The 15,646-nt window shown below is 73.4% G+C and carries 15 protein-coding genes; 5 read left to right on the plus strand and 10 right to left on the minus strand.

The features are described 5' to 3' along the window. Positions 1–270: 270 nt before the first annotated feature. Complete coding sequence (locus AB0I06_RS26740; RefSeq protein WP_363121379.1) at positions 271–1,914, plus strand: protein kinase; 1,644 nt, start codon at positions 271–273, stop codon at positions 1,912–1,914. A 70-nt stretch (positions 1,915–1,984) separates the two neighbouring features. Here AB0I06_RS26740 and AB0I06_RS26745 read toward each other — a convergent pair whose 3' ends face one another. Continuing rightward, positions 1,985–2,524, minus strand: a complete 540-nt coding sequence (locus AB0I06_RS26745) for a bacterial proteasome activator family protein (protein ID WP_363121380.1) — start codon at positions 2,522–2,524, stop codon at positions 1,985–1,987. Positions 2,525–2,609: 85 nt separating this feature from the next. Further along, the gene (locus AB0I06_RS26750; RefSeq protein WP_363121381.1) at positions 2,610–3,179 is read right to left on the minus strand and encodes a PadR family transcriptional regulator; all 570 of its coding nucleotides are present in this window, start codon (positions 3,177–3,179) and stop codon (positions 2,610–2,612) included. A gap of 138 nt (positions 3,180–3,317) precedes the next feature. Between AB0I06_RS26750 and AB0I06_RS26755 the strand changes: the two genes are divergently transcribed. Beyond that, positions 3,318–4,076: a hypothetical protein gene (locus tag AB0I06_RS26755; RefSeq protein ID WP_363121382.1), complete on the plus strand. Its 759-nt coding sequence runs from the start codon at positions 3,318–3,320 to the stop codon at positions 4,074–4,076. Positions 4,077–4,162: 86 nt separating this feature from the next. Here the strand turns inward: AB0I06_RS26755 and AB0I06_RS26760 are convergent, their stop codons facing one another. Further along, positions 4,163–5,155: an NAD(P)H-quinone oxidoreductase gene (locus AB0I06_RS26760; RefSeq protein WP_363121383.1), complete on the minus strand. Its 993-nt coding sequence runs from the start codon at positions 5,153–5,155 to the stop codon at positions 4,163–4,165. Between the two features lie 170 nt (positions 5,156–5,325). Between AB0I06_RS26760 and AB0I06_RS26765 the strand changes: the two genes are divergently transcribed. Beyond that, on the plus strand, positions 5,326–6,345 hold the full coding sequence (locus AB0I06_RS26765; protein WP_363121384.1) for an ATP-binding cassette domain-containing protein: 1,020 nt from the start codon (positions 5,326–5,328) through the stop codon (positions 6,343–6,345). Continuing rightward, positions 6,342–7,190 (plus strand): ABC transporter permease, encoded by an 849-nt coding sequence (locus AB0I06_RS26770; protein ID WP_363121385.1) that lies wholly within the window; start codon positions 6,342–6,344, stop codon positions 7,188–7,190. Before AB0I06_RS26765 ends, AB0I06_RS26770 begins: the two co-directional genes overlap by 4 nt. Before the next feature lie 146 nt (positions 7,191–7,336). Here the strand turns inward: AB0I06_RS26770 and AB0I06_RS26775 are convergent, their stop codons facing one another. The 6 genes from AB0I06_RS26775 to pdhA form a co-directional block, all read right to left on the minus strand. Beyond that, positions 7,337–8,446 (minus strand): potassium channel family protein, encoded by a 1,110-nt coding sequence (locus tag AB0I06_RS26775; protein WP_363121386.1) that lies wholly within the window; start codon positions 8,444–8,446, stop codon positions 7,337–7,339. Further along, positions 8,443–9,825, minus strand: a complete 1,383-nt coding sequence (locus tag AB0I06_RS26780) for a molybdopterin molybdotransferase MoeA (RefSeq protein WP_363121387.1) — start codon at positions 9,823–9,825, stop codon at positions 8,443–8,445. Before AB0I06_RS26780 ends, AB0I06_RS26775 begins: the two co-directional genes overlap by 4 nt. Continuing rightward, positions 9,822–10,805, minus strand: a complete 984-nt coding sequence (locus tag AB0I06_RS26785) for an NTP transferase domain-containing protein (RefSeq protein ID WP_363121388.1) — start codon at positions 10,803–10,805, stop codon at positions 9,822–9,824. Before AB0I06_RS26785 ends, AB0I06_RS26780 begins: the two co-directional genes overlap by 4 nt. A gap of 135 nt (positions 10,806–10,940) precedes the next feature. Next, on the minus strand, positions 10,941–12,470 hold the full coding sequence (locus tag AB0I06_RS26790; protein WP_363121389.1) for a dihydrolipoamide acetyltransferase family protein: 1,530 nt from the start codon (positions 12,468–12,470) through the stop codon (positions 10,941–10,943). Next, positions 12,470–13,474: an alpha-ketoacid dehydrogenase subunit beta gene (locus AB0I06_RS26795; RefSeq protein WP_363121390.1), complete on the minus strand. Its 1,005-nt coding sequence runs from the start codon at positions 13,472–13,474 to the stop codon at positions 12,470–12,472. The genes AB0I06_RS26790 and AB0I06_RS26795 overlap by 1 nt, the downstream gene beginning before the upstream one ends. Beyond that, a complete protein-coding gene (gene pdhA / locus AB0I06_RS26800; protein WP_363121391.1) occupies positions 13,471–14,616 on the minus strand; it encodes a pyruvate dehydrogenase (acetyl-transferring) E1 component subunit alpha in 1,146 nt (381 codons plus the stop codon). The genes AB0I06_RS26795 and pdhA overlap by 4 nt, the downstream gene beginning before the upstream one ends. A 189-nt stretch (positions 14,617–14,805) precedes the next feature. Between pdhA and AB0I06_RS26805 the strand changes: the two genes are divergently transcribed. Beyond that, on the plus strand, positions 14,806–15,291 hold the full coding sequence (locus AB0I06_RS26805; RefSeq protein WP_363121392.1) for an Lrp/AsnC family transcriptional regulator: 486 nt from the start codon (positions 14,806–14,808) through the stop codon (positions 15,289–15,291). 17 nt (positions 15,292–15,308) lie between these two features. Here the strand turns inward: AB0I06_RS26805 and AB0I06_RS26810 are convergent, their stop codons facing one another. Then, entirely contained in the window at positions 15,309–15,617 is a 309-nt protein-coding gene (locus AB0I06_RS26810; RefSeq protein ID WP_363121393.1) for a hypothetical protein, read from the minus strand. Positions 15,618–15,646 lie beyond the last annotated feature (29 nt).

A 15,646-nucleotide genomic window follows, 5' to 3' on the forward strand; every position in this document is an offset into this window, starting at 1 on the left:
CAAGCCTCCGGTCCGGGAAGGGGTGCCCGGACCGGCACGAGACGGACCGGCCATGAAACCTTCACTCCGTACTGTCGTGCAAATTCTGTGTTCCGGCCGTACGCCCGCTGTAACGCTTCCGCGACGCTTCTTTCGCGTACGGTCACGGAACGGGCACCGAGCTTGACGTGTCGGTGCCCTGGGGCAGACTTGGCCGGGAATGACGGTTTGGATCAACGACGAATCAGCGGCGGTCGGCGGCGCCCGCAGGCGCTACGGGGGACACGGAACATGAGCCAGGACGGCGCACAGGGCCAGTACTCGGGGCGGGCGCTCGCCAGTGGCCGCTATCAGCTGCGCGACCTCCTCGGCCAGGGCGGCATGGCCTCGGTGCACCTCGCGTACGACAGCGTGCTCGACCGTCAGGTCGCCATCAAGACACTGCACACGGAGCTCGGGCGGGAACAGGCCTTCCGTGAGCGGTTCCGCCGTGAGGCCCAGTCCGTGGCCAAGCTCACGCACACCAACATCGTCTCCGTCTTCGACACCGGCGAGGACACCCTCGACGGCCTGACGACCCCCTACATCGTCATGGAGTACGTCGAGGGCCGTCCGCTGGGCTCGGTCCTCGACGAGGACGTGCGGCAGCAGGGCGCGATGCCCGCCGACAAGGCCCTGAAGATCACCGCGGACGTGCTGGCCGCGCTGGAGATCAGCCACGAGATGGGCCTGGTCCACCGCGACATCAAGCCGGGCAACGTGATGATGACCAAGCGGGGCGTGGTCAAGGTCATGGACTTCGGCATCGCCCGGGCCATGCAGTCGGGTGTGACGTCGATGACGCAGACCGGCATGGTCGTCGGCACCCCGCAGTACCTCTCGCCCGAGCAGGCCCTCGGCCGCGGTGTGGACGCCCGCTCCGACCTGTACTCGGTCGGCATCATGCTGTTCCAGCTCGTCACCGGGCGGCTGCCGTTCGACGCCGACTCGCCGCTGGCCATCGCCTACGCGCACGTCCAGGAGGAGCCGCCGGTCGCGTCCTCGATCAACCGCTCGCTGCCCCCGGCCGTGGACGCGCTGATCGCCCGGGCGCTGAAGAAGAACCCCAACGAGCGCTTCCCGAGCGCCGAGGCCATGCGCGACGAGTGCCTGCGCGTGGCGGCATCCGTCCGGACCGCGCCGCCGAGCATCGTCCCGGGCACGCAGGCGCAGAGCGGCGCGGGTGTCGGCTCGGCCGTGTTCCCGCCGGTCGACCAGGCGACCCCGGCCCCCTCGGGCCAGGTCCAGACGCCGTACCAGCCGACCCCGCCCCCGAACCCGTACGGCACGCCCGCCCCGACGGGTCCGTCCCCGGCGTACGGCTATCCGCAGCAGGGCGGCTACCAGACGCCGTCCCCGGCCGCCTACTCCCCGCAGCCCGGCCCGTCGACGCCGCCGCCGTACAACCTGACCCCGCAGAACGCCCCGGCCTCCTCCGGTGGCGGCCGGACCAACAAACCGGTGATCATCGGCGCGGTCATCGTGTCCTTCGTCGCGGTCGGCGGCCTGGTCACGGCGCTGCTGATGAACGGCGGCGGTGACGACGACAAGGGCGGTGGCGGCGGCGCGAGTGCCTCGGCCTCCGCGGAGAAGAAGCCCGGCTACCGCGGCCCGGACACCTCGAAGACGATCGAGACCGAGGAGTGCACGGAGCCGCGGGAGTCCTACAACGACCCCGACAAGATCCAGATCCCGGACTTCAAGTTCAAGAACATCAAGTCCGTCAAGGCCTGTCTCCAGGCGGCGGGCTGGGAAGTGAACGAGAAGAAGGTCGACGAGAACACCTACGGCGACGGCACGGTGATGAACCAGTTCCCGTCCGCCGACACGGACGTCGACCCGAAGGAGATGCCCGAGATCGAGCTCAGCGTCTCGACGGGCAACCCGCCCTCCTGACCTCACCCGACGCGCGAGGGCCCGGCGGCTTCGGCCGCCGGGCCCTGTGGTCTTCGAGGCCGGTGGGCGTCTACAGGTAGGGGCCGCCGGACCGGCCGCCCGGGTGCTGCTCGTCGAGGCCGTCGCCGACGCCCGGCGGGAGGGCCCGGCGCATCTGCTCCAGCTGGGCGCGGGCCGCCATCTGCTGGGCGAACAGCGTCGTCTGGATCCCGTGGAAGAGCCCCTCCAGCCAGCCGACGAGCTGGGCCTGTGCGATGCGCAGCTCCGCGTCGCTGGGGGTCCCCTCGTCCGTGAAGGGCAGGGAGAGCCGCTCCAGCTCCTCGACCAGCTCGGGCGCCAGACCGTCCTCCAGCTCCTTCACCGAGCTGGCGTGGATGTCCTTGAGCCGGACCCGGCTCGCCTCGTCCAGAGGAGCCGCGCGCACTTCCTCCAGCAGCTGCTTGATCATGCTGCCGATCCGCATGACCTTCGCGGGCTGCTCCACCTGCTCCGTGACCGGGGTCTCGCGGGAGTCCTCGTCTGCGCTGCCGCCCCCGAGCGCCATGCCGTCCTGGCCCACGACCAGGATCTGCGGGTTCTCCGGCGACCTTTCGTTCCTCGGCATCTCCATGCCGCCATTCTCTCGCACGCCTGCACCTCACCTCCGTGGTGCCCCCACCCGAGGCTGATCCACCACGACGGAGGAGACGAGTTCGTCAGGCTTCGGGTTGCTCCCGCCGGGGCGGTTCCTCCTCGTGGGTGAGACGGAGCAGCCGGGCCTCGCAGTGGTCCAGCCAGCGGACCTCGGCCTCCGCGTGGAAGACGAGCTGCTCGAGGACCAGCAACCGGGCCAAATCCTCGGGGTGTTCCGCCGCCCGGGCCAGGGCCTTTGCCCGCTGCCGCACGTGGTCGTGCAGCGCCCGCGTCACGTGCCGGCGCTGAGCCTCGACGACCTCCCGTACGTCGACGCCGTCCGCGCCGAGCGCCATCACGAGTTTGATCGCCAGCTCGTCGCGCGGCGGACCGGTCCGGACCACCGGGCGGTCGTACCAGGCGCGCAGCTCGGCCCGGCCGGCCCCGGTGAGCGCGTACAGCGTCCGTCCGGCCGCGTCGACGTCGTCCCGGGCGACCATGCCGTCCCGTTCCAGGCGGCCCAGTGTCGTGTAGACCTGTCCGATGTTCAGCGGCCAGGTCCCGCCGGTGCGGGTTTCGAAGTCGGTGCGCAGCCGGGAGCCGTAGCGGGGTCCGGCCGCCAGGAGCGCCAGCAGCCCGTGACGTATCGACATAACGGGATTGTGCAGCGATTCCACCGGTCGGCCGAGTCCCGAGTGCCGCACTTTCGGAGCGGTGTGAGGCTGATTGCCTCGATATGACCGAACTTGCCGTTTCTGCCCTAGCGGGCGCGGCGGGAAGGGGTCACCCACGTGACTCCATGGCTACGCGCACTGCGGGCGGCGGGACTGACGCTCGCCCTAGGGGCCGGCGCGGTCGTCTCACCCTACGGATCCGTCCCGTCCCACGGGGCCGTCCCGTCCCACGGGGCCTTCCTCACGCAGGAGCGGGAGGCGCGACGGGCGGGAGTGCCCGGGGCCGTCACGGCCGGGCCGTCGCTGCCCCGCCCCTCGGCCGGGGCCATGCTGTCCGCCCGGGCGGCGCCGACTCTCCCGCCGGCCCCGGCGGCTTCATCGGGCCCGGCCACTTCGTCGGGCCCGTCGGGCCCGACGACCCCGGCGGCCTCACCGCCGCCGTCGGACCGGGCCGCTTCCTCGGGCCCCCCGGCCCGGGCGACGTCATCGGCCCGGGCGGTCTCTTCGGAGCGGGCGGCTTCGCCGGTCCCGTCGCCCCGGGCGGACTCGTCGGCCACGGCGGCCCTGGCGGCTCCCTCCGCGCCCGGTGAGCCCTCGCGGGCGGGCAGCAGGGCCGGGGAGGGCCGGGCGCGTCCGGGACGCCTCGAGGACGCAGGGCTGAGGCCGGGCCTCGCCGACGCCACACCCCTTCCCGAGGCACCCCTGGACCTCGCCCCGCCGCCGTCGGCCCCGGCGGAGCAGCCGGTACGAGAGGCCGCGACCGCCGAACGCCCCGCCGGCCCGGTCCTGCGCATCCTGCCCCTGGGCAGCGGGCTGGTGCTGATCGGCCTGGGCCTGGCCCTGGCGTTCGTGGCACTGCGGCTGCGGCGGGTGTAGGGACAGCCGGCCGGGGCCGCGGCTCCGCCTCGCCCGCCGCCGGGCCGGGCCCGGATCGAACCGGGTCCGGCCCGGCGGTGCGAAGGTCAGGCCTCCTGGGGGCCGGTGACCAGCAGGACCTTGCCGATGTGGCCGCTCTCCTCCACGACCCGGTGTGCGGCGGCGGCCTCCCGCATCGGCAGCTCGCGGTCGACGACCGGGCGCAGGTGGCCGCCGGCGAACAGCGGCCAGACGTGTTCGCGTACGGCCGCGACGATGGCCGCCTTCTCCTCCAGGGGCCGGGCCCGCAGGGACGTCGCGCTGATCGCGGCGCGCTTGGCCAGCAGGGCGCCGATGTTGAGCTCGCCCTTCACACCGCCCTGCATGCCGATGATCGCGAGCCGGCCGTTGACGGCGAGGACCCTGACGTTGCGCTCCAGGTACTTGGCGCCCATGTTGTCGAGGATGACGTCGGCACCGGCACCGTCCGTCGCCTTCCTGACCTCCTCGACGAAGTCCTGCTCGCGGTAGTTGACCAGGATGTCGGCGCCCAGCTCGGCGCACCGCCGGAGCTTCTCCTCCGTACCCGCCGTCACGGCCACCCGCGCACCGACGGCCTTGGCCAGCTGGATGGCCATCGTGCCGATGCCGCTGGAGCCGCCGTGCACGAGGAGCGTCTCGCCGGGGCGCAGGTGGGCGACCATGAAGACGTTGGACCAGACGGTGCAGGCCACCTCGGGCAGCGCCGCGGCCTGCGTCAGACCCACCCCCTCGGGGACGGGCAGCAGCTGCCCGGCCGGCACGGTCACCTTCTCGGCGTAACCGCCGCCGGAGAGCAGCGCGCACACCTCGTCGCCCACGTTCCAGCCGGAGACGCCGGTGCCGGTCGCGGCGATGCGCCCGGAGCACTCCAGGCCGGGGTAGGGGGACGCGCCGGGCGGCGGTTCGTAGAAGCCCTGCCGTTGCAGGATGTCGGCCCGGTTGACGGCACCGGCCGCCACCTCGACCAGGACCTCGCCCTCGCCGGGTACGGGGTCCGGGACCTCGTCCCAGACCAGCGCCTCGGGCCCACCAGGTTCGGGAATCGTGATCGCATGCATGGAAGGGACCGTACCCGTCGGTCCCGGGACCGAGTCCGCTCCGTCCCGAGGTCCTCCGCGCCTACGCCGTTGGACCGGTTCCGCCGAAAACCCGTGTGCGCCACCGATGAGTTTGCGCGACCGTGAAGGTCTCCCCATGCGTAGCCCAAGCACGCGGAAGGACCCGAAGCATGAGCACGCAGTTGTCCGGCCTGGCGATCGAGACCGCGGGCCTGGTGAAGACGTTCGGTGAGACGAGGGCCGTCGACGGAGTCGACCTGGCCGTGCCCGCGGGCACGGTCTACGGCGTCCTCGGCCCGAACGGCGCCGGCAAGACCACCACCGTGAAGATGCTCGCCACGCTCCTGCGGCCGGACGGCGGTGAAGCGCATGTCTTCGGGCACGACATCGTCCGCGAGGCGGACGAGGTGCGCGGCCGGGTGAGCCTCACCGGCCAGTACGCGTCGGTGGACGAGGACCTCACCGGCACCGAGAACCTGGTCCTGCTGGGCCGGCTGCTCGGCCACCACAAGAAGGCCGCCCGCACCCGCGCCGCCCAGCTCCTGGAGGCCTTCGGACTCACGGAGGCCGCCTCGAAGCAGGTCAAGCACTACTCGGGCGGCATGCGGCGCCGTATCGACATCGCCGCGTCCATCCTCAACACCCCGGACCTGCTGTTCCTGGACGAGCCGACGACCGGCCTTGACCCGCGCAGCCGCAACCAGGTCTGGGACATCGTGCGGGCCGTCGTCGCCCAGGGCACCACCGTGCTGCTGACCACGCAGTACCTGGACGAGGCCGACCAGCTGGCGTCCCGGATCGCCGTCATCGACCGCGGCAAGGTGATCGCCGAGGGCACCAAGGGCGAGCTGAAGTCGTCCGTCGGCGCCGGATCCGTCCATCTGCGCCTGCGCGATCCCGAGCAGCGCGACCTCGCGGCCGAGCTGCTGCACCGCGCCCTCGGCGCGCGGGTGCAACCGGAGCCCGACCCGGTGGCCCTCACCGCCCGCCTCGGTACGGCGGCGAGCGACGACTCCGCCGCCGAGCAGGCCGCCCGCGCCCTGAACGAGCTGGCCCGCGCCGGGATCACCGTCGACAACTTCTCCCTGGGCCAGCCCAGCCTGGACGAGGTGTTCCTCGCCCTCACCGGCCACGACACGCACGACTCCGCCGAGCACTCCGACGACCCGAAGGACGAGGTGGCGGCATGAGCACCGCGACGACCACCGAGAGCAAGGACCTCGCCCCGGTCAGCGCCGAATCCCTCGCCGCGCTGCTCGTCTCGAAGGAACGTCCACCGCGGCCCAGCGCGTGGTCGGCGTCGATGACCTTCGGCTGGCGGGCGATCCTCAAGATCAAGCACGTGCCGGAGCAGCTCTTCGACGTCACGGCGTTCCCGATCATGATGGTGCTGATGTACACGTACCTGTTCGGCGGGGCGCTGGCCGGCTCGCCGAAGGAGTACATCCAGTTCCTGCTGCCGGGCATCCTCGTCATGTCGGTCGTGATGATCACGATGTACACGGGTGTCTCCGTGAACACCGACATCGAGAAGGGCGTGTTCGACCGGTTCCGCAGCCTGCCGATCTGGCGGCCCTCGACGATGGTCGGCTATCTGCTCGGTGACGCCCTGCGGTACACGATCGCGTCGGTCGTGATGCTCACCGTCGGCATCGTCCTGGGCTACCGGCCGGACGGCGGGGTCGCCGGTGTGCTCGCCGGGATCGCCCTGCTGGTGGCCTTCTCGTTCGCCTTCTCGTGGATCTGGACGATGTTCGGGCTGATGCTGCGCACCGAGAAGTCGGTGATGGGCGTCAGCATGATGGTGATCTTCCCGCTCACGTTCCTGTCCAACGTGTTCGTGGACCCGAAGACCATGCCGGGCTGGCTCCAGGCGTTCGTGAACAACAGCCCCATCACGCATCTGGCCTCGGCGGTGCGCGGGCTGATGGGCGGCGACTGGCCGGCCGACGAGGTCGCCTGGTCGCTGGGCTGGGCAGCGCTGTTCGTGCTGGTCTTCGGGCCGGTCACGATGCGGCTGTACAACCGTAAGTAGCCCACGCCGCCCGGACCACGGCTCCCGGGCCCCGCCTCCCGGACCACGGCTCCCGAGCCCACGCTCCCGGGCCCACGGCTCCCGGCCCCGCGGCCGGCCGTCGCGCACCTCAGGGGTGCGGGGCGGCCGGCCGTTCGCTCGGTTCGTCAGGTGTTGCGGGGCATCGGGGGCATCGGGCGGATGTCCGGGGCGACCTGGGTGGCCGGGGTCTTGCGGACGATCGTGATGAGCCGGTCGGTCAACTCCAGCCGCCCGACGGACGGATCGTCGTACCCGAGCACCCGGTGACCGCGTATGACGCTCACCACCAGGTCGGCGACCTCCCGCGGGGTCTTGCCCACCTCGGCCTTGACGACCGGCCGTTCGACGATGTCGAGGCCGCTGCCCTGCTGGATGAGGTCCTCCATCACCATGCCGGCCGACGGGCTGAGCACGGACAGGCCGAGCAGCCGGCCGGCGGCACTGGCGCTGGTGACCACCGCGTCGGCGCCCGACTGCTTGAGCAGCGGCGCGTTCTCCTCTTCCCGGACCGTGGCCACGATCTTCGCCCCGCGGTTGAGCTGGCGGGCCGTCAGCGCCACCAGGACCGCGGTGTCGTCGCGCTGGGTCGCGATGATGATCTGACGCGCCCGGTGCACCTCGGCCTGCTTCAGCACCTCGCTGCGGGTCGCGTCCCCGACGATTCCGGCGTAGCCCTCGGCGGTCGCGGCGTCGATGACCTTGGAGCTGGGGTCGACCACGACGACCTGCTCCTTTCTCAGACCCGTCGCGCAGACGGTCCGGATCGCCGACCTGCCCTTCGTGCCGAACCCGATGACGACGGTGTGATCGCGCAACGTGGACCTCCAGCGGGTCAGTCGCCACTCCTCCCGGGTGCGTTCGGTGAGGGCTTCGAGCGTGGTGCCGACCAGGATGATCAGGAACAGCACGCGCAGGGGCGTGACGACGAGAATGTTCGTGAGCCGGGCGCTTTCGCTGGCCGGGGTGATGTCACCGTAGCCGGTGGTGGAGAGCGTGACGGTCGCGTAGTAGAACGCGTCGAGGAGACTGAGGCCGCCGCCCGCGTTGTCGTTGTATCCGGCGCGGTCGGCATAGACGATCACCGCGGTCACGACGAGGACCAGCAGTGCCATGGAAAGCCGCTTGACGACCTGGCGGATCGGGTGCTCCACCACTTTCCTCGGGAGTTTCACCCGATAGGTCACCAGATGCTCGTCGGCCTGGCGGGCGATCGCGTCCTGGCCCGGAAGTTTCACGTGAAACACACCCCGATTCCTCCGGACGCCCAGGGCAGGTCGAGCAGTTCCGCCTCCTGACCCGGGCGGGCGCCGCCCGGCTGTACGACGGCCAGCGCGTCGGCCGCCGCGATACCGCGCAGCATGGCGGGGCCGTTGTAGTGCAGGGGCACGGCCTCGTCGCCGCGCAGGACGACGGGGACGAGCCGGGTGTCGTGGGGGTGCCCGTGCACCGCGTCCCGCAAGGGGAGGGTGTACGGCTCCGGGGCCGGGCGGGCCGCGAGGATCCGCAGCAGTGGCTCGGCGAGCGTCAGCAGGCCGGAGACGGCGGCGAGCGGGTTGCCGGGCAGGCCCACGAGGTGCTGGGTCCGCGTGATGCGGGCCAGCAGCATCGGGTGGCCCGGGCGGACCTTGACGCCGTCGACGAGGAGTTCGGCGCCGATCCGGCTCAGGGTGGGGTGGACGTGGTCGAGGGGCCCCGCCGCGGTGCCGCCGGTGGTGAGGATGACGTCGGCGTCGGAGGCGCCGAGGGCCCGGTGCAGTGCGTCGGCGTCGTCGCGGATGCGCCGGACGGCGATGACCTCGGCGCCGAGGGCCCGCAGCCAGGGCGGCAGCATCGGGCCGAGCGCGTCCCGGATCAGCCCGTCGTGCGGCAGGCCCTGGGTCAGCAACTCGTCGCCCAGCACCAGGACTTCGACGCGGGCGCGGGGGACGGCGGTGACGGTGTCGTATCCGGCCGCCGCGGCCAGCCCGAGGACGGCCGGGGTGACGAGTGTGCCGGCGGCGAGGAGCTGGTCGCCGGTGCGGCACTCCTGGCCGCGCGGGCGGATGTCCTGGCCGGGGATGACGTCCTTGGTCGCGTGGAGGCGGCCCTTGTCGTCGGTGCGGCCGTGCTCGCTGCGCAGGACGGCGGTGGCGTCCGGGGGAATGCGGGCGCCGGTGGCGATCCGGACGGCCTCGCCGTCGGTCAGGGCCGGGGGCGCGGCGTGCCCGGCGAGCACGCCCTCGTCCCGCACGTGCCAGGGGGCGGGGCCGCAGACCGCCCAGCCGTCCATCGCGGAGGTGTCGAAGGAGGGCAGGTCGGTGAGCGCGTCGAGCGGGGCGGCCAGGGTCAGGCCCAGGGCGGTGTCGAGGGGCGCGGAGACGGGGGCACGGCGGGCGGCCCGGGCGGCGTCGCGGCCGGCGCGTTCGGCGAGGGCGCGTGCCTCGGGCCAGGGGGTGGCGCGGTGGTGGGGGTCGGGCCGGGCGGAGGAGCCCGGCCCGTGGGGAGCGGGGGCACCGTCCGTGCCGCCGCGCGCCGCCGGGTCGGGCAGGTGGTTGCTGTTCTTCACGAGGGCGAGCACCTCCTCGATGTCGAGGTCCTCGGCGTCCTCTCCGGCACGGGCGCCGTGCGGGGTCATCCGGCGTCCGGTCGGGTGTCGGGCGTGGCGTCGGGGGCCACGTCGCCCTGGGAGGCCTGCGGGGCGCTGCCGGACGGCTGGGCCTCGGAGGTGGTCTCCTCCTCCCAGCGGACGGCGAGGGCCGCGGCCTTGCGGGCGGCTTCGGCGACCGCCTCGGGGCCACCACCGGCCTGCGCGGCCGCGTAGCCGACGAGGAAGGTGGTCAGCGGGGCCGCGGGCCGCGCCACTCCGTGGGCGGCGTCGCGGGCGAGGTCGAGCAGGCCGCGGGTGTCGACATCGAGGTCGATCCCCAGTTCGTCCTTGACGGCGGAAATCCATTCATCCAACACGTGCCCATGCTCCCTGATACGTGCCCTGGCGGTGGCGATGTCGTCCCAGGTGTCGCAGTCGAAGGACGCGACCGGGTCGAAGACGCGGGTGAGGTTCAGCTCGGCGGTCAGACGCCGCAGGGGAAGACCGGCGAGGGCGCCGTGCCGGTCGGCGAGGCGCCCGAGCTCCTCGCGCAGGCGCGGCGCCCGGTAGGCGGCCACGAGCGGCTGGTCGCGGCCGCCGGGGTCGGTCAGCAGCGCGCCGTCGCAGCCGCTCGCCCGCAGCGCGTCCAGCAGACGGGCGACGGTCCGCTGGACGAGGAACGGCAGGTCGGCGGAGAGCACCACGACGTGCTCGGCCGTGGTGTGGCGTAGTCCGGCGTCCAGCGCGGCGAGCGGCCCGCCCCCGGGCGGGTCCTCCCGGGCCCAGGTCACGGGCCGTGCGGTCGGCCGTGGCGCGGCGACGACGACGGCGGTCCGGGCACCGCCGCACGCGGCGAGCACCCGGTCGAGCAGGGCCCTCCCGCCCACGCGCACACCGGGTTTGTCGGTGCCGCCCAGGCGCCGGGCGGCACCGCCGGCGAGCACGACGGCGTCGTACCCGGCGGAGTCCGCCTCCTGGGCGGGGCCGGTGCCGGCGCCGGGTTCACCGGGGGGCTCGTAGGCGGTCACCCCCCGAGTATGCGTGCCCCCGCGATCACAGGGAACGCGGGGGAACCGACACGATCACGGGTCCCGCTCGGCGAGCCGGACAGGAATCAGGGCGTCCGCACGGCGGCGCGGCCGAAGCCCGCCGGCCGGACCGGATCAGAGCGTCCGCAGCAGCACCGCCGGCTGTTCCACGCAGTCCGCCACGTAGCGCAGGAACCCGCCCGCCACACCGCCGTCGCACACCCGGTGGTCGAAGGTGAGGGATAGCTGGACGACCTGCCGCACCGCCAACTCGCCCTCGTGCACCCACGGCTTGGGGACGATGCGGCCGACGCCGAGCATGGCGGCCTCGGGGTGGTTGATGATCGGGGTGGACCCGTCGACACCGAAGACGCCGTAGTTGTTCAACGTGAAGGTGCCGCCGGTGAGTTCGCCGGGGGTGAGGGTGCCCGTCCGGCCCGCCTCGGTGAGCCGGGCGAACTCCGCGGTCAGCGCCTCGGCGTCCCGCGCGTGCGCGTCCCGGACGACCGGGACGACGAGGCCCCTCTCGGTCTGCGCCGCGAAGCCCAGGTGCACGTGGTCGAACCGGACGATCTCCCTGGCCTGTGCGTCCACCGTGGAGTTGAGCTCGGGGAAGCGGGCGAGGGCGGCCGTGCAGATCCGGGCGAGCAGGGCCAGGAGGGAGATCTTCGGTCCGCCGGCCGCGTTCATGGCCGTGCGGGCCCGCATGAGCTCCGTGGCGTCGGCGTCCACCCAGCAGGTGGCGTCCGGGATCTCGCGACGGCTGCGCGCCAGCTTGTCGGCGACGGCGCCCCGGATGCCCTTGAGCGGGGTGCGCGTCTCGCCCGGGGCCACGGCGGAGGAGGTCACCGAGGGCGGGGGCGCGGAGGCCTGCGGCTCCGCCGGGGGCGCCGCGGTCAGGCCCGGCCCGGTGGCGCGCAGGGCGTACTCCACGTCCGCCCGCAGGATCAGCCCGTCCGGGCCGGACCCGGTCAGTTCGCGCAGGTCCAGGCCGTTCTGGCGCGCCAGGCGGCGCACCAGGGGCGAGATCACGGGGACGGGGCCGTCCTCCGTGGCGAGGCCGCCGCCCCGTCCGCCGGCCGTCGTGGCGGGACCACCGGCCGGCCGGTCCCCCGTCGGCACCGGGCCCGCGGCCCGCGTGCCCACCGCCCGGGCGGTGGACGCGGTGTGCGGGTTCACCTCGGTCGCGGCGGCTCCGGCCCGTTCGCCGACCGCCCCGGCGGCACCGGTCCGCCCGTTCACCGCACCGGCGGCACCGGTCTGTCCGGCGCCGGCGGGCGTGCCGGGCACGAGCGGGTCCCGGCGGACCCGGCGGCGCCGCGCGGGTGCCTCGGAGGTGCCGTAGCCCACCAGCACGTTGCCCGAGCCCTCGGGACCGGTCCCCTCAGCGCCGGTGTCCCCGGGGCCGGAGGCGGGCCGCTCCCCCACGGCCACCGTGATCAGCGGTGCGCCGACGGGCAGTTCCGTGCCCTCCTCGCCGAAGCGGGCCGTGACCACACCGCCGTAGGGGCAGGGCACCTCGACCATCGCCTTGGCCGTCTCGACCTCGACGACCGGCTGGTCGATGGCCACCACGTCACCGACCTCGACCAGCCAGCGCACGATCTCCGCCTCGGTGAGCCCCTCACCGAGGTCGGGCAGCTTGAACTCCAGCACCTGTGCCATCAGCTCTCGGCCTCCCACTGAAGACGCCCCACGGCGTCCAGGATCCGGTCCACACCGGGCAGGTGGTGGCGCTCCAGCATCGGCGGCGGGTACGGCACGTCGAACCCGGCCACACGCAGCACCGGCGCCTCCAGGTGGTGGAAGCAGCGCTCGGTGACCCGGGAGGCGATCTCCCCGCCCGGGCCGCCGTAGGAGCTCGACTCGTGGACGACGACCGCGCGTCCCGTCCGCCGCACCGAGGCGCACACCGTCTCGTCGTCGAACGGCACCAGGGAGCGCAGATCGACGACCTCGAGGTCCCAGCCCTCGGCCCGGGCCGCCTCGGCGGCCTCCATGCAGACGGGCACGGACGGCCCGTAGGTGATGAGCGTGGCGCTGCGGCCGGGGCGCCGCACCACCGCGCGCCCGATCGGCTCGACGGGCGCCGGCTCCTCGGGGTTCCAGGAGTCCTTCGACCAGTACAGCCGCTTCGGCTCCAGGAAGACGACCGGGTCGTCGGAGGCGATGGACGCGCGCAGCAGCCCGTAGGCGTCGGCGACGGTGGCGGGGGTGACGACATGGAGCCCGGGAGTCGCCGTGTAGTACGCCTCGGAGGAGTCGCTGTGGTGCTCGACGCCGCCGATGCCGCCGCCGTAGGGGACGCGGATGGTGATCGGCAGGGGCATCGCGCCGCGGGTGCGGTTGCGCATCTTCGCCACGTGCGAGACGAGCTGTTCGAACGCCGGGTAGGCGAACGCGTCGAACTGCATCTCCACCACCGGCCTCAGGCCGTACATGGCCATGCCGACGGCGGTGCCGAGGATGCCGGCCTCGGCGAGCGGGGTGTCGGTGCAGCGGTCCTCGCCGAACTCCTTGGCGAGTCCGTCGGTGACGCGGAAGACACCGCCGAGGGTGCCGACGTCCTCGCCCATGACGTGCACGGCGGGGTCGGCGGCCATGGCGTCGCGCAGCGCGCGCGTGAGGGCCTGCGCCATGGTGGCCGGCTTGACGGCGACGGTGGTCATCGGTGCGTGCCCTCCTCCGGCTCGGCCTCGGCCTCCAGCTCGGCCCGCAGCTGGTCCCGCTGCTCCAGCAACTGGGGCGTGGGCTCGGCGTAGAGGTGGCCGAACAGGTCCATCGGGTCGAGGACCGGGTCCTGGTTCATCTGCTCGCGCAGGGCGGCGGCCATGGTCTCGGCGTCCTGGCGGGCGGCCTCGATGCCGGCCTCGTCGAGCAGGCCGCGCTCGGTCAGCTCGCGCTCCAGCAGCCGGATCGGGTCGTGCTCGCGCCAGGTCTCGACCTCGGCGTCGCCGCGGTAGCGGGTGGCGTCGTCGGCGTTGGTGTGGGCGTCGACGCGGTAGGTGATCGCCTCGACGAGCGTGGGGCCGCCGCCCGCCCGGGCGTGGCGCACGGCGTCGGAGAGCACCTCGTGCACGGCGGCGGCGTCGTTGCCGTCGACCAGGCGGCCGGGCATGCCGTAGCCGACGGCCTTGTGGGCCAGCGACGGGGCCGCGGTCTGCTTGGCGAGCGGGACGGAGATCGCGAAGCCGTTGTTCTGCACGAAGAAGACCACCGGGGCCTGCCAGACGGCGGCGAAGTTCAGCGCCTCGTGGAAGTCGCCCTCGCTGGTGCCGCCGTCACCGACCATGGCCAGCGCGACCACGTCGTCGCCCTTGAGGCGGGCGGCGTGCGCGAGGCCGACGGCGTGCGGCAACTGGGTGGCGAGCGGGGTGCACAGGGGGGCGACCCGGTGTTCGCGGGGGTCGTAGCCGGTGTGCCAGTCGCCGCGCAGGAGAGTGAGTGCCTGGACCGGGTCCACCCCGCGGGCGACCACGGCGAGGGTGTCGCGGTAGCTGGGGAAGAGCCAGTCCTGCTCCTTCAGCACGAGCGCGGCGGCGACCTCGCAGGCCTCCTGACCGGTGGTGGAGGGGTAGACCGCGAGACGGCCCTGCTTGGTGAGGGCGGTGGCCTGGGCGTTGTAGCGGCGGCCCTTCACCAGCTGGGCGTACAGCGTCCGCAGCAGCTCGGGGTCGGCCTCGGCGGCCGCCTCGGTGCCGAGGACGCGGTACGGCTCCGCGTCGGGCAGCAGCGGCGCGGGATCCGTGCGCGGCTGCCAGGCGGGCGGCGGGGTCGGCCGGTAAGCGCCCCGCTGCTCCATGACCGTCATGACGGCACCTCCTCGTGGGAGCGGCATGTCAGGCGCGTCGGCTGTGACCCGCCTCACCTACCGATTGTTCGGTCGTCGGCACATTTTGGCTACGGGTGGCCCCAGGCTGTGGACAAACGGTTCTCCACAACCTGAGATGGACGCAGTACGTCCATGGCGGGAAGGCGGGGGCGGGTGGCATCTGAACAAATGGCCGACGGACAGGACGACGGCGGCGTGCTGCCGCCGGCGCGGCCCCTGGACGCCATCGATCAGGACATCCTGCGCATGCTCCAGGCGGACGGCCGCTCCTCGATACGGTCCGTCGCCGATCGGGTCCACGTCTCGCGCGCCAACGCCTACGCCCGCATCAACCGCCTCGTCGAGGACGGTGTCATCCGCGGCTTCGGCGCCCGCGTCAACCACGAGCGGGCGGGCCAGGGCACCTCCGCGTACATCACGCTGAAGATCGTCCAGAACTCCTGGCGCACCGTGCGCGAGGAGCTCAGACAGCTGCCGGGCGCCTCCCACATCGCCCTGGTGGGCGGGGACTTCGACGTGCTGCTGCTGGTCCACGTGTCCGACAACCGGGCGCTGCGCGAACTGGTGCTGACCCGGCTCCAGGCGATCCCGCAGGTGCTCAGCACCCGCACGCTGCTGGTGTTCGAGGAGGAGGACCTGGAACCCCAGGGGTGAGGGCCGGAACGCGCCCGTCAGCTCGCGGCCACCGCGGCGCCGAGCAGCATCGCGAACATGACCGGGAGCAGCGCGCATCCGAGCCCGGTGCCGGCCGCGGCGAGCCGCAGTCCGCGCAGGGACCGGCGGTGCGGCAGCACCCAGGCGAGCGCGAGCAGGCCGGCCGCCCAGAACAGCACGCCCGAGAAGGCGCCGGGGCCGTCCTGGGCGGCGAACCAGCGGTACTCCAGCACGAGGAGCGGCAGGCCGAACAGGGTGGCCACGAGCGGGGCGCGCCACCAGGTCGGGTGGGCGGCGCGGGGAGGCGGCGTGTCATGTCCGAGCATGCGCCCCACCCCATCACCGCGGAGTGTCC

Origin of the sequence: Streptomyces sp. NPDC050674 (assembly GCF_040654575.1) — a bacterium.
Taxonomy (GTDB): domain Bacteria; phylum Actinomycetota; class Actinomycetes; order Streptomycetales; family Streptomycetaceae; genus Streptomyces.

Coding starts and splice junctions, on each gene's coding strand:
- AB0I06_RS26740 (WP_363121379.1), top strand. CDS start 271: ATGAGCCAGGACGGCGCACAGGGCCAGTACTCGGGGCGGGCGCTCGCC.
- AB0I06_RS26745 (WP_363121380.1), bottom strand. CDS start 2,524: ATGGAGATGCCGAGGAACGAAAGGTCGCCGGAGAACCCGCAGATCCTG.
- AB0I06_RS26750 (WP_363121381.1), bottom strand. CDS start 3,179: ATGTCGATACGTCACGGGCTGCTGGCGCTCCTGGCGGCCGGACCCCGC.
- AB0I06_RS26760 (WP_363121383.1), bottom strand. CDS start 5,155: ATGCATGCGATCACGATTCCCGAACCTGGTGGGCCCGAGGCGCTGGTC.
- AB0I06_RS26765 (WP_363121384.1), top strand. CDS start 5,326: ATGAGCACGCAGTTGTCCGGCCTGGCGATCGAGACCGCGGGCCTGGTG.
- AB0I06_RS26770 (WP_363121385.1), top strand. CDS start 6,342: ATGAGCACCGCGACGACCACCGAGAGCAAGGACCTCGCCCCGGTCAGC.
- AB0I06_RS26780 (WP_363121387.1), bottom strand. CDS start 9,825: ATGACCCCGCACGGCGCCCGTGCCGGAGAGGACGCCGAGGACCTCGAC.
- AB0I06_RS26790 (WP_363121389.1), bottom strand. CDS start 12,470: ATGGCACAGGTGCTGGAGTTCAAGCTGCCCGACCTCGGTGAGGGGCTC.
- AB0I06_RS26795 (WP_363121390.1), bottom strand. CDS start 13,474: ATGACCACCGTCGCCGTCAAGCCGGCCACCATGGCGCAGGCCCTCACG.
- pdhA (WP_363121391.1), bottom strand. CDS start 14,616: ATGACGGTCATGGAGCAGCGGGGCGCTTACCGGCCGACCCCGCCGCCC.
- AB0I06_RS26805 (WP_363121392.1), top strand. CDS start 14,806: ATGGCCGACGGACAGGACGACGGCGGCGTGCTGCCGCCGGCGCGGCCC.
- AB0I06_RS26810 (WP_363121393.1), bottom strand. CDS start 15,617: ATGCTCGGACATGACACGCCGCCTCCCCGCGCCGCCCACCCGACCTGG.